Source organism: Streptomyces sp. NPDC059452 (genome assembly GCF_042750035.1).
In the GTDB taxonomy this organism is placed as follows: Bacteria; Actinomycetota; Actinomycetes; order Streptomycetales; family Streptomycetaceae; genus Streptomyces.
In genome coordinates this window covers 33,847-45,699 of sequence record NZ_JBHYVE010000038.1, presented here as the reverse complement: position 1 = coordinate 45,699, position 11,853 = coordinate 33,847, and the positions used below count along the sequence as shown (strand labels likewise).

The following is an 11,853-nucleotide window of genomic DNA, read 5'->3' as shown; positions in this document are numbered from 1 at the left end:
CCCAGTGGCCCCGGCGGCCCCGGACACCCCAGCGGCTCCCGCCGCCTCGGTGGCCCCGGTCGAGGGGGCCGCCGAAGCGGCGGGGAAGGAGTCGGCCATCGGTCAGGCGGCGCGGGCGAAGTCCGCGGGCCTGCCCTCGCTCACCCGCCCTCCGGGGTCTCGGCGCCTGGAGGCGCGGCGGGCAGCCCGGCGGTCGAGGCGGGCCCGGCGGACCTCGCGTTCGGCTTCGGCCCGGCTGATGAGCTCGGCGGAGGTGCTCCGGTACAGCTCGTACTCGTACATGCGGTGCTCCCTGGTGACGGTCACGACAGCGGCGGGGAAGCCGGTCGGCCGGTCGGCCGGGGCTCTGTCTCCGCTGTGCCTCCACTCTCGTGGGCCAGGGGGTGCCACCGCATCGGGCGAGTGCCGCATCCGCGCCGGGCCGGGGGCCTTAGGCGCGGGCGCCGGATGCCTTACTCGCCGTACCGGGGCCTCAGGGGTCAGCCCGCCGGGGTGCCCGCGACGGGCAGGGCGAGGAACAGGTCGAAGTACATACCCACGGAGATCAGCACGCCGAGGGTGCCCAGGGCGACACCGGCCAGCGCGACGGCCCGGATCCAGCCGGGCTGCGGGCGGTCGGCGGGGGCGCCGAAGGCGGGGCGGACCAGGACGAAGACACCGACGAGCAGGGCCAGCAGCGCGAAGACACCGTTCACCAGGGCGGTGGTGTGCCAGGCGTCCCCGTAGATCTCGGAGATCTGCTGGGCCGCGCTGGAGCCGCCGGCGGTCTGGATCTGGCCGATCAGGGTCTCGCGCTCGGCGGCGACCCGGCCGGTCCAGGCGCCGGTCAGGGCGACGATGCCCAGGGCGGCGGAGACGACGGCCGCGGCGCCCGCGCCGACGCCGTGGCGCGCCTCGGTGAAGGGGTCGGGCTCCAGGTCGTGGACGTCGGCCTCGCTGTCGTCGATCTCGCCGTCCTCGGCGCCGCTGTTCCGGACCTCGCCGTTTCCGGCTTCGGCGTTCCCTGCTTCGGCGTTCCCGGCCGCGCCGTTCCCGGTCTCGCCGCTCTCAGCCTCGCCGTTCCCGGTCTCACCGTTCCCGGCCTTGTCGCTCCCGGCCTTGTCGGTGGCCGCCGGAGCTTCGTCCCCGGAGGCCACCGACGGCGTACCGGTGGGGCCCTCCGTAACGGCTTCGGCGGGGTCGGCGGCGGGCGTGGTCCTCTTGGAGGGGGTGGTGTTCATGTGCCGCACGCTAGGGGTCCCGGATGAGAGCCCTCTTAACGCCCGGCGGTGGGCCCCCTGCGCGGCCGGGGCTCAGCGCCCGGTGCGGTCCCGCCATTCCGGGGCGAGCACGGACCAGATCTCCGAGTCGTGGCGGACGCCCCCGTAGGGGTAGTTCTGCCGGATCACCCCGTCACGGGTCATGCCCAGCCGCTTGGCCACCGCGATCGAGCGGGTGTTGGCGGCGGAGGCGTCCCACTCGACGCGGTGCATGCCGCGCTCGTACACCGCCCAGTCGATCAGACGTTCGGCGGCACGAGTGATCAGGCCCCGGCCCTGGGCTGCGGGCTCCAGCCAGACGCCGATCTCGCAGTTGCCCGACTTCGCGTCGAAGGTCTGGAACAGGACGCCGCCGACGAGGGTGGACCCCAGCCAGATGCCGTAGAGCCGCCCGGTGTCCGCCGCCTGCTTGTCCGCGTACCGCTGGAGCAGGGCGCGTGCCGAGTCCAGGTCGGTGGCGTAGGAGGCGAACGGGATCCACGGGTCCACCAGTTCCCGGGCCCGGTCCATATGGGCGAGGAACTCCTCGGCCTGCCAGACCTCCAGCGGGCGCAGCTCCGCCCGGTCCTCGTCCAGGTCCTCACCCAGGGATATGGCGAACATCGTGCTCCTCCTTTGCCGACGCGTCGCCCTCTTCCGTGACGCGCGCCCCCGGGATCCTCGCATGCTCCACCGCGCAGTCCGGCGGCTCGATGCTGATCCGGGGCAGCCGGCGGTCCAGCCAGCCGGGCAGCCACCAGTTCGCGCCGCCGAGCATGTGCATCAGGGCGGGCACCAGCAGGGTGCGCAGGACGAAGGCGTCCAGGGCGACGGCGGTGGCCAGCGCGATGCCGAACATGGCGATCACCCGGTCGCCGCTGAGCACGAAGGCCAGGAAGACGGAGATCATGATCACGGCGGCGGAGTTGATCACCCGGCTGGTCTCGGCGAGGCCGACCCGGACCGAGCGCCGGTTGTCGCCGGTCTCCAGCCACTCCTCGTACATCCGGCCGACCAGGAAGACCTGGTAGTCCATGGAGAGGCCGAAGAGGACCGAGACCATGATCACGGGGAGGAAGGGTTCGATGGGCCCGGCGCTGCCGAGGCCCAGCAGCTCACTCCCCCAGCCCCACTGGAAGACGGCGACGACGACGCCGAAGGAGGAGGCGACGGCGGCCACGTTCATCACGGCGGCCTTGACCGGGATGCCGATGGAGCGGAAGGCGAGGAGCAGAAGCAGACAGCCGAGGCCGATGACCACCCCGACGAAGAGGGGCAGCTTGCCGACGATGATCTCGGCGAAGTCGTCGTAGCTCGCCGTCACCCCGCCGACGTACGCCTCCAGGGACGTCGTCTCCTGGACCTGCGGCAGGACGTCCGCCCGGATGCGGTCGACCAGCTCGCTGGTCTCCTGCGACTGGGGCGCGGAGTCAGGTACGACGGTGAGGAAGGCGGTGTCGCCGCCGCTGTTGTACGTGACCGGGCTGACCGAGGAGACGCCCTCGGTGGTACGGAGCTTCTCGGGCAGCGAGTCCAGGGCGAGCCGGTCGTCCGCCCCGTCGAGCTGGGCGGCGATGGTCAGGGGGCCGTTGACGCCGGGCCCGAAGCCGTCGGCGATCAGGTCGTACGCCTGCCGGGTGGTGGCGGTGGCCGGGTTGTTGCCCTGGTCGGAGGTGCCCAGGTGGAGGCCGAGCGCGGGCAGGGCGAGCACGACCATGACGACGGCCGCGATCCCGCCGAGCAGCTTGGGGTGGCGCTCGACGAAGGCGGACCAGCGGGCGGCGAAGCCGGTGGGCAGGTCGGGGCGCGGTCCGTGCTCGGCGAGCTGCCGGCGTTCGCGGCGGCTGAGGGCCCGCATCCCGATGAGGGAGAGCAGGGCGGGCAGCAGGGTGACGGAGGCCGCCACGGTCAGCACGACGGTGAGGGAGGCGGCGATGGCGACGCCGTTCAGGAAGCTCAGCCGCAGGATCAGCATGCCGAGCAGCGCGATGCAGACGGTCGCCCCGGCGAAGACGACCGCGCGCCCGGTGGTCGTGACGGCGTTCCGCGCCGCTTCGTCGACCGGCATCCCGCGCCGGAGCCCTCTGCGGTGCCGGGTGACGATGAACAGGGCGTAGTCGATGCCGACGCCGAGCCCGATGAGCATGCCGAGCATCGGGGCGAAGTCCGCCACGGTCATCACATGGCCGAGCAGGACGATGCCCGCGTAGGCGGTGCCGACGGAGACCAGGGCGGTGGCGATGGGCAGCAGGCTGGCGGCGAGCGAGCCGAAGGCGACGAAAAGGACCACGGCCGCGACGGCGACGCCGACGGCCTCGGCGATGTGCGCGGAGGGCGCCTCGGTGAGGGCGACGGCGGTGCCGCCCAGTTCGACCTGGAGCCCGTCGCTCTCGGCGGCCTTCGCGGTGTCCACGAGGGCCTGGGCCTGGGAGGCGGGGATCTCGTCGGCGGGACGGTCGAAGGTGACCGTGGCGTAGGCGGTGCGGCCGTCCTCGCTGATCTGGTTCGTGCCCTCGGCGCCGTAGGGGCCGGTGACCCCGCCGACGCCGGGCAGGGCGTCGATCGCGTGGAGGGTGCGGGTCATCGTCTGTTCGACGTCGGCGGCCCGGACCGTGGAGCCGGTGGTGTGCCAGACGACGGTGTCGGTGTCGCCGCCGAGGTCGGTGAAGCCGCGCGAGAGCAGCTCGGTGGCCCGGCCGGACTCCGTACCGGGCACCTCGTAGTCGTTGGAGTACGCGGAACCCGCGAACCCCGCCGCGGCGGCCGTACCGCCGAGGGCGGCGAGCCAGATGAGGATGGCGAGAAGACGGTGCTTGACGCACCAGCGGGCGATGGCAGCCAACGGACGAGCTCCCTGCGGGTTCGTGGACCTTTACCCGCAGATAACGTGATCTGCCCGCAAACGTCGCATGACCTGAGACCGCCACTCTCTCAGCAGAAAGTGATCCTTTGTCCGTTTCGTGGCCATGGTCACAGGGGTTGATCTCCTCCCTACACGGGACGGATCGGACCCTGAGGCCGACTACGGGACGGGTCAGCCGGAGACGCTCGCCCGGCCGTTCTCGATGTGCCCCATGAGCCGCCGCCGGAAGCCGTCCTCCCCGTCGGCCGTGACGGCGAGGTCGTACCAGCCGTGGGCGTCGGCCGCCGAGTGCACGACCGTACGGCGGCGGCCCGGCTTGACGGTGACGCGGCGGGTCCAGTCGCGCAGGTCGTCCTCGTCGGCGTAGCCGAGCGGCCGGACGAGGAAGGTCAGGGGGCGGCGGCCGGTGTTGCGCAGGGTGAGGTGGAGGTCGCGGTCCCGGGTGTCGACGCGGGTGGTGACCTCGGCGCCGCCCCCGGCCGGACCGGCGAACTCGCGCCGGAAGCCGTTCGGGCCGGTGACCGTGAAGCGGTACGTCTCCGCCGTCAGCGGCACGGTCCAGTGCGCCGAGCCGCGTACGTCCTTGTGCTGCGGGGCCGCGAACTCACCGGCGTACGGATAGAGCGTGAAGTGCGCCGAGGACCGGCCGCTGTTCCCGAGCTCCACCCGCAGCGCGCCCCCGCCCACCCGCCTGACCTGGGCGTCCGGCTGGTACGGCAGCGGGCGCGCCGGGCGTACGCCGGGCTCCTGGACGGGGAGGTGCTGGTCGGCGGGCGGCCTGGGCTGCCAGCGGCCGCCGAACGGCGGGATCGCACCGGGCACCTGGACGGCGGGCTGCCGCCGGGTCCGGGTGAAGTCGAAGGCGGAGGTGAGGTCGCCGGTGACGCGGCGCCGCCAGTCGCCGATGTTGGGCTCCCGCACGCCGGTCCAGCGCTCCAGGAAACGGATGACCGAGGTGTGGTCGAAGACCTCGGAGCAGACGTACCCACCGACGGTCCACGGCGAGACGACGAGCAGCGGCACCCGGATGCCGAGGCCGGTCGGGCGGCCCTCCCACTGCTCCTCGGCCACCTCGGGGGGGGGCGCGACGGGCGGCGGTACGTGGTCGAAGAAGCCGTCGTTCTCGTCGTAGTTGATCAGTACGGCGGTGTGCCGCCAGACGTCCGGGTGTTTGCCGAGCGCGTCCAGGATCTTGTAGACGATGGTGGCGCTGTGCACGGGCGAGGAGGTGCTCGGGTGCTCGGAGTCGATGGCGGAGGGTACCAGGTAGGAGACCTCCGGCAGCGTCCCGGCCGCCACGTCCTGGGCGAACGCGTCGGCGAGGGTCCCGGTCGGCACCCGGCGCAGCCCGCGCTCGAACAGACTCCGCTCCTGCTCGGTGAGCGTGGCGACGCCCTCCTCCAGCAGGCCGAGCAGCCGCTCCCGCTCGGCCCCGGAGGCGCCGCGGACCTTGGCGTAGAACGCCTCCATGTACGTGTGGCCGCCGGTCCGGGCGAGCGCCTTTCGGGCGATGGCCTTGAAGGTGGCGTAGAACTCGATCTGGTTGTCGGTGAAGTTCTCCCACTCCGTGTACGTCCGCCAGCTCCGCCCCGCCTTTTCCAGCCGCTCGGCGTAGGTGGACCAGTCGTAGCCGGGGTGGCTGCCCTCGTTGTACGCGTCGTTGCCGACGACCCGCTTCCCGTTCGCCTCGAAGCCGGTCTTGCCGCTCCAGAGGTGGTTGCGGTTGGGGCTGGTGGAGGTGTGGATCGAGGAGTGGTACGCGTCACAGACGGTGAACGTGTCGGCCAGCTCGTAGTGGAGCGGGATGTCCCGGCGGTCGTAGTACGCCATCGTCGCCGCCGTCTTGGCGCTGATCCAGCCGTTCATCCAGCCGCCGCCCCAGGCCTTCGCGCCGCCGTTCCAGGAGTGGTCGAGGGCGCCGATGTACTGGAGGTCCTTTTTCTGCTCCTCGGCAGCGCCGCGCACCGGGAAGGGCAGCACGGTGGCGGTGCCGGAGGCGTCCGGCTGCTCGAAGACGGTGCCGCCGGTGGGCAGCTCGATGGCGTTGCGGTCGCCGAAGCCGCGTACGCCGCGCAGGGTGCCGAAGTAGTGGTCGAAGGAACGATTCTCCTGCATGAGGATCACCACATGCTTGATGGCCCCGAGCCCTCCGGACCCCGCCGCGTGGGCGGGCTGCGCGGCGATGGCTGCCTGGAGCGACGGCGGCAGGAACGATCCGGCCGCAGCGGCGCCGAGCGCGCCCCCGCCGAGGGCGAAGAGCCGCCGCCGTGACATGTCCGTGGTCAAAAGAGCCTCCCGTGTATCGGTGGTTACAGCCGGGAAGCTAGTGAGGTCAGGTGGCGCCGGGAAGGACTGCGTACGGACTGGTGGTGAACGTCCAAGAGGCCGGACGAGAAGTCCAAGAGGCGGTACGGGCGGGCCTCGGGAGTCGCCCGGGGGAGGCCCTCGGAATCCCCCGGGGAGGCCCTCGGGAGTCCCCCGGGAGTCCCCCGGGAGGCCCTCACACCCCGATGAGGTGCAGCGATGCCCAGAGCGCGAGCGTCGAGGCGAGGAGCGTCGCCGGTACGGTCGCGAGTCCCAGCCGGGTGAAGTGGCCGAGCTCGGGGGCGTCGCCGTGGGCGTGCAGGATGCGGCGCCACAGGAGGGTGGCGAGCGATCCGACGTACGTCAGGTTGGGGCCGATGTTCACCCCGATCAGGGCGGCCAGCAGTGGCCCCGGCCCGGCCGCCGCGACGATCGGGAGCAGGGCGAGGATCGCGGGCAGGTTGTTGATCAGGTTCGCCAGCAGCGCCGCGACCACGGCGACGCCGAGGAGCGCGGGGAGCGTGTCGCCGTCGGGCAGGACGGCGGCCATGCCGTCGCCCAGGCCGTTGTCCATGACAGCCTTGACGACGACGCCGAGGGCGAGGACGAAGAGGCAGAACAGCGGGTTGGCCGAACGGACGACGGCGGCGGGCGTGGTCTCGCGCTTGGCGAGCGCCCGTACGGCCAGCACCGCCGCCCCCGCCAGCGCCGCCCACAGCGGTTCGGCGCCTGCGAACGAGGTGACGACGAACCCGGCCAGGGTCAGCGCCAGCACGACGAGCGTGAAGACGGGTACGGGCGTGCGCTCGACCTCGCGATCCGGCGCGTGCGCCCCGGCGGCCAGATCGGCCCGGAACGCGCGGCGGAACACCACGTACTCGACGGCGATCGCGGCCAGCCACGGCAGCGCCATCAGCGCGGCGAACCGGGTGAAGGAGAGGCCGCTCGCGGTGAACGCCAGGAGGTTGGTGAGGTTGGAGACGGGGAGCAGGAGGGAGGCGGAGTTGGCGAGGTGCGCGCAGGCGTAGACGTACGGGCGTGGCCGCGCGCCGACCCGGGCCGCCGTGGCGAGGACGACCGGGGTCAGCAGAACCACGGTGGCGTCCAGGCTGAGGACGGCGGTGACGAGGGCGGCGACACCGAAGACCCCGCCGAGCAGCGGCCCGGTCTGCCCCCGGCAGGCACGCGCCACCAGGTCCCCGGCGGCCCGGAACAGCCCCTCGTCGGCGCAGAGCCGGGCCAGCACCAGGATCGCGGCGAGGAACCCGACGACGGGCAGCAGCTCCCCGACCTGCTCCCGCGCCTCGGCCCAGGACACCGCCCCGAGCCCCACCACGAGACCGGCGGCGGGCAGCGCGACGGTCGCCTCCGGCAGGCCCCGTGGGCGTACGACGGCGAAGGCGAGGACCCCCAAGAGGAGGGCGAAGGAGACGAGCTCGGCGGCGACGGTGTTCAGGGGGCTCTCGTGGTCTCTAGGCAGGGGTTGGACGGTCTCTCAGGCAGGGGTGGTGCACGGGGTCCCTCGGGCAGGGGTGGTGGACGGGGTCCCTCGGGCAGGAGTGGTGGACGGTCCCTCAGGCAGGGGTAGTGCACGGCCTCTCAGGCAGAGGTGGTGCACGCCTGAAGGGGCGGTGCGCCCGCTTTGTGCGGGTGCACCGCCCCTTCAGGGACGGGTTCAGCTTCAGCCGGAGGTCAGCCCTCCACGCCCAGCTTCTCCAGGATCAGCTCGCGCACGCGCGCCGCGTCCGCCTGGCCGCGGGTGGCCTTCATGACCGCACCGACGAGCGCGCCCGCCGCCGCGACCTTGCCGCCGCGGATCTTGTCCGCGATGGCCGCGTTGCCCGCGATGGCCTCGTCCACGGCCGTGGAGAGCGCGCCCTCGTCCGAGACGACCTTCAGGCCGCGCTGCTCGACGACGGTGTCCGGGTCGCCCTCGCCCGCGAGGACGCCCTCGATGACCTGGCGGGCCAGCTTGTCGTTGAGGTCGCCCTTGGCGACGAGCGCGGCCACCCGGGCGACCTGCGCCGGGGTGATCGGCAGCTCGTCCAGGGCGCGGCCGGTCTCGTTGGCGTTACGGGCCAGCTCGCCCATCCACCACTTGCGGGCCTGGTCCGACGGGGCGCCCTCCTCGGTCGTGGCGACGATCAGGTCGACCGCGCCCGCGTTGAGGATGGACTGCATGTCGTGCTCGTTGACACCCCACTCCTCCTTGAGCCGGGCGCGCCGCAGCCGGGGCAGCTCGGGGAGGCCCTTGCGGAGCTCCTCGACCCAGTCGCGGGCAGGTGCCACGGGCACCAGGTCCGGCTCGGGGAAGTAGCGGTAGTCCTCGGCGTTGTCCTTGATGCGGCCGGCCGTGGTGGAGCCGTCCTCCTCGTGGAAGTGCCGGGTCTCCTGCACGATCGTGCCGCCCGAGGACAGCACGGCGGCGTGGCGCTGGATCTCGTAGCGCGCGGCCCGCTCGACGGAACGCAGCGAGTTCACGTTCTTCGTCTCGGAGCGCGTACCGAACGTCTCGGTGCCGTTGGGGCGCAGCGACAGGTTGACGTCGCAGCGCATCTGGCCCATCTCCATGCGCGCCTCGGAGACCCCGAGGGCCTTGATCAGCTCGCGGAGCTCGGCGACGTACGCCTTGGCGACCTCGGGGGCGCGGGCACCGGCTCCCTCGATCGGCTTGGTGACGATCTCGATGAGCGGGATGCCGGCCCGGTTGTAGTCGAGCAGGGAGTGGGACGCGCCGTGGATACGGCCGGTGGCGCCGCCGACGTGCGTCGACTTGCCGGTGTCCTCCTCCATGTGGGCGCGCTCGATCTCCACGCGGAAGATCTCGCCGTCCTCCAGCTGGACGTCCAGATAGCCGTTGAAGGCGATCGGCTCGTCGTACTGCGAGGTCTGGAAGTTCTTCGGCATGTCCGGATAGAAGTAGTTCTTCCGGGCGAAGCGGCACCACTCGGCGATCTCGCAGTGCAGCGCGAGGCCGATCTTGATGGCCGACTCCACACCGATCTCGTTGACGACCGGCAGCGCGCCGGGCAGTCCGAGACAGACCGGACAGGTCTGGGAGTTGGCGCCCTGCTTCAGCTCCGTGGAGCAGCCGCAGAACATCTTGGTCTTTGTGCCGAGTTCGACATGGACTTCGAGGCCCATGACGGGGTCGTAGGACGCGAGCGCGTCCTCGTACGACACCAGGTCGGTGACAGTCACGGTGAAACTTTCCCTCTCAGCCCAGCAGAACGTCGTCGTCGCCGAGACGCTTCAGTTCGCGATAGAGGATCGCGAGTCCGGTGACGATGGCGGCCGCGGAGACCGCCGCGTCGACGAGCCGCAGCACGTCGTTGTCCTGGCGGGCGAGCTTCGCCTGCTTGGCGATGCTGATCGCGCCGAACGCGGTACTGCCGAGCGAGACGTACAGCCCGGTCTTGGACTTCTTGAAGTTACTGGCCTTCTTTGCCATGGCAGTCACAGCGACGGAGCCTCCTCAAGCAGCGGGTGCCCCCACTTTTCCACGAAGGCGGCCTCGACGGCCGCGCCGACCTTGTAGAGCCGGTCGTCCTTCATGGCGGGGGCGATGATCTGCAGTCCGACCGGCAGACCGTCCTCCGGGGCCAGTCCGCAGGGGAGCGACATGGCGGAGTTGCCGGCCAGGTTGGTGGGGATGGTGCACAGGTCCGCGAGGTACATCGCCATCGGGTCGTCGGCGCGCTCGCCGATCGGGAAGGCGGTGGTCGGGGTCGTCGGGGAGACGATCACGTCGACCTGCTCGAAGGCCTTCTCGAAGTCCTGGGTGATGAGGGTGCGGACCTTCTGGGCCGAGCCGTAGTACGCGTCGTAGTAGCCGGAGCTGAGCGCGTACGTCCCCAGGATGACGCGGCGCTTGACCTCGTCGCCGAAGCCCGCCTCGCGGGTGAGGGCGGTGACCTCCTCGGCCGACTTCGTACCGTCGTCGCCGACCCGCAGGCCGTAGCGCATAGCGTCGAAGCGGGCCAGGTTGGAGGAGCACTCGGAGGGCGCGATCAGGTAGTACGCGGAGAGCGCCAGGTCGAAGGACGGGCAGTCCAGCTCGACGACGTCGGCGCCGAGCGACTTCAGCAGCTCGACGGACTCGTCGAAGCGCTGAAGGACGCCCGCCTGGTAGCCCTCGCCGCGGAACTGCTTGACGACACCGACGCGCATGCCCTGTACGGAGCCGTTGCGGGCGGCCTCGACGACCGGCGGGACCGGGGCGTCGATGGAGGTCGAGTCCAGCGGGTCGTGCCCGGCGATCGCCTCGTGGAGCAGCGCCGCGTCCAGGACCGTACGGGCGCAGGGCCCGCCCTGGTCCAGGGAGGACGAGAAGGCGACCATGCCGTAGCGGGAGACGCCGCCGTAGGTGGGCTTGACGCCGACCGTGCCGGTGACGGCCGCGGGCTGGCGGATCGAGCCGCCGGTGTCCGTGCCGATGGCGAGCGGAGCCTCGTAGGAGGCGAGGGCGGCGGAGGAGCCGCCGCCGGAGCCGCCGGGGATGCGGGTGAGGTCCCACGGGTTGCCGGTGGGGCCGTAGGCGCTGTTCTCGGTGGAGGACCCCATGGCGAACTCGTCCATGTTGGTCTTGCCGAGGATGACGACGTCGGCGGCGCGCAGCTTCTGCGTGAGCGTGGCGTCGTACGGCGGGACCCAGCCCTCAAGGATCTTGGAACCGACGGTGGTCGGCATGTCCTTGGTGGTGAAGATGTCCTTCAGCGCGAGCGGGACACCGGCCAGCGGGCCGAGCTTCTCGCCCGCCTCGCGCTTGGCGTCCACGGCACGGGCCTGGGCGAGGGCGCCCTCGCGGTCGACGTGCAGGAAGGCGTGGACCTTCTCGTCGACGGCCTCGATCCGGGCGAGGTGCGCCTCGGTGACCTCGACGGCGGTCAGCTCGCCGGAGGCGATCCTCGCGGCGATCTCGGCCGCGGTGAGCTTGATGATGGTGCTGTTGTCCGTCATGGCGGTTAGTCCTCCCCCAGGATCTGCGGCACCTTGAAACGCTGCTGCTCCTGGGCCGGGGCGCCGGAGAGCGCCTGCTCGGGGGTGAGCGACGGACGGACCTCGTCCGCGCGCATGACGTTGGTCAGCGGCAGCGGGTGGGAGGTCGGCGGTACGTCTTGGTCGGCGACCTCGGAGACGCGGGCGACCGCGCCGATGATGTCGTCGAGCTGACCGGCGAAGTGATCGAGCTCTTCGCCCTTCAGCTCCAGACGCGCCAGCCGGGCGAGGTGGGCGACCTCCTCGCGCGTGATGCCAGGCATGCAGCGATCCTCAGGGGTTGGTGTGTGGTTTTGGCCCCAATCCTATGGGGTCCCCCGCTGCCGGGTACCCCACCCCGATCGCCCCACCCGTTTCGGTGGTTACGGAGGCGTTTCGTACGGGAACCGAGGTGCCGTTTCCGTACGGGGCCGGAGGTGCCGTTTCCGTACGGGGCCGGAGGTGCCGTTT

10 protein-coding genes are annotated in these 11,853 nt (G+C 71.8%); all 10 read right to left on the bottom strand.

Features of this window, described 5'->3' with window-relative positions; translation table 11 throughout:
* Nucleotides 1–102: 102 nt before the first annotated feature.
* The 10 genes from ACFW9Z_RS32795 to gatC all read right to left on the bottom strand — a co-directional run bounded on the left by ACFW9Z_RS32795 (nucleotide 103) and on the right by gatC (nucleotide 11,666).
* On the bottom strand, nucleotides 103–282 hold the full coding sequence (locus ACFW9Z_RS32795) for a hypothetical protein (protein ID WP_384646606.1): 180 nt from the start codon (nucleotides 280–282) through the stop codon (nucleotides 103–105).
* A 197-nt stretch (nucleotides 283–479) separates the two neighbouring features.
* Nucleotides 480–1,220, bottom strand: coding sequence for a hypothetical protein (locus tag ACFW9Z_RS32790; protein WP_384646604.1), 741 nt, complete (start codon nucleotides 1,218–1,220; stop codon nucleotides 480–482).
* Between the two features lie 72 nt (nucleotides 1,221–1,292).
* Nucleotides 1,293–1,862: a GNAT family N-acetyltransferase gene (locus ACFW9Z_RS32785; protein WP_384646602.1), complete on the bottom strand. Its 570-nt coding sequence runs from the start codon at nucleotides 1,860–1,862 to the stop codon at nucleotides 1,293–1,295.
* Nucleotides 1,840–4,080, bottom strand: coding sequence for an MMPL family transporter (locus tag ACFW9Z_RS32780; protein WP_384646599.1), 2,241 nt, complete (start codon nucleotides 4,078–4,080; stop codon nucleotides 1,840–1,842). The genes ACFW9Z_RS32785 and ACFW9Z_RS32780 overlap by 23 nt, the downstream gene beginning before the upstream one ends.
* A 192-nt stretch (nucleotides 4,081–4,272) precedes the next feature.
* Complete coding sequence (locus tag ACFW9Z_RS32775; RefSeq protein ID WP_384646597.1) at nucleotides 4,273–6,387, bottom strand: phosphocholine-specific phospholipase C; 2,115 nt, start codon at nucleotides 6,385–6,387, stop codon at nucleotides 4,273–4,275.
* Nucleotides 6,388–6,601: 214 nt separating this feature from the next.
* Nucleotides 6,602–7,861, bottom strand: coding sequence for an arsenic transporter (locus ACFW9Z_RS32770; RefSeq protein ID WP_384646621.1), 1,260 nt, complete (start codon nucleotides 7,859–7,861; stop codon nucleotides 6,602–6,604).
* A gap of 236 nt (nucleotides 7,862–8,097) precedes the next feature.
* A complete protein-coding gene (gene gatB, locus ACFW9Z_RS32765; RefSeq protein WP_384646595.1) occupies nucleotides 8,098–9,606 on the bottom strand; it encodes an Asp-tRNA(Asn)/Glu-tRNA(Gln) amidotransferase subunit GatB in 1,509 nt (502 codons plus the stop codon).
* A 16-nt stretch (nucleotides 9,607–9,622) separates the two neighbouring features.
* Nucleotides 9,623–9,856 (bottom strand): hypothetical protein, encoded by a 234-nt coding sequence (locus tag ACFW9Z_RS32760; protein WP_018492329.1) that lies wholly within the window; start codon nucleotides 9,854–9,856, stop codon nucleotides 9,623–9,625.
* A 5-nt stretch (nucleotides 9,857–9,861) separates the two neighbouring features.
* Nucleotides 9,862–11,364: an Asp-tRNA(Asn)/Glu-tRNA(Gln) amidotransferase subunit GatA gene (gene gatA, locus ACFW9Z_RS32755; protein ID WP_384646594.1), complete on the bottom strand. Its 1,503-nt coding sequence runs from the start codon at nucleotides 11,362–11,364 to the stop codon at nucleotides 9,862–9,864.
* A gap of 5 nt (nucleotides 11,365–11,369) precedes the next feature.
* Nucleotides 11,370–11,666 carry an Asp-tRNA(Asn)/Glu-tRNA(Gln) amidotransferase subunit GatC gene (gene gatC / locus ACFW9Z_RS32750; RefSeq protein WP_015036350.1) on the bottom strand — a complete coding sequence of 99 codons (297 nt, stop codon included), beginning with the start codon at nucleotides 11,664–11,666 and terminating at the stop codon, nucleotides 11,370–11,372.
* Nucleotides 11,667–11,853 lie beyond the last annotated feature (187 nt).

What these genes read in the sequence shown, in the direction of transcription:
- ACFW9Z_RS32760 (WP_018492329.1), bottom strand. Translation starts at nt 9,856, where the DNA reads ATGGCAAAGAAGGCCAGTAACTTCAAGAAGTCCAAGACCGGGCTGTAC.
- gatA (WP_384646594.1), bottom strand. Translation starts at nt 11,364, where the DNA reads ATGACGGACAACAGCACCATCATCAAGCTCACCGCGGCCGAGATCGCC.
- ACFW9Z_RS32795 (WP_384646606.1), bottom strand. Translation starts at nt 282, where the DNA reads ATGTACGAGTACGAGCTGTACCGGAGCACCTCCGCCGAGCTCATCAGC.
- ACFW9Z_RS32790 (WP_384646604.1), bottom strand. Translation starts at nt 1,220, where the DNA reads ATGAACACCACCCCCTCCAAGAGGACCACGCCCGCCGCCGACCCCGCC.
- ACFW9Z_RS32785 (WP_384646602.1), bottom strand. Translation starts at nt 1,862, where the DNA reads ATGTTCGCCATATCCCTGGGTGAGGACCTGGACGAGGACCGGGCGGAG.
- gatC (WP_015036350.1), bottom strand. Translation starts at nt 11,666, where the DNA reads ATGCCTGGCATCACGCGCGAGGAGGTCGCCCACCTCGCCCGGCTGGCG.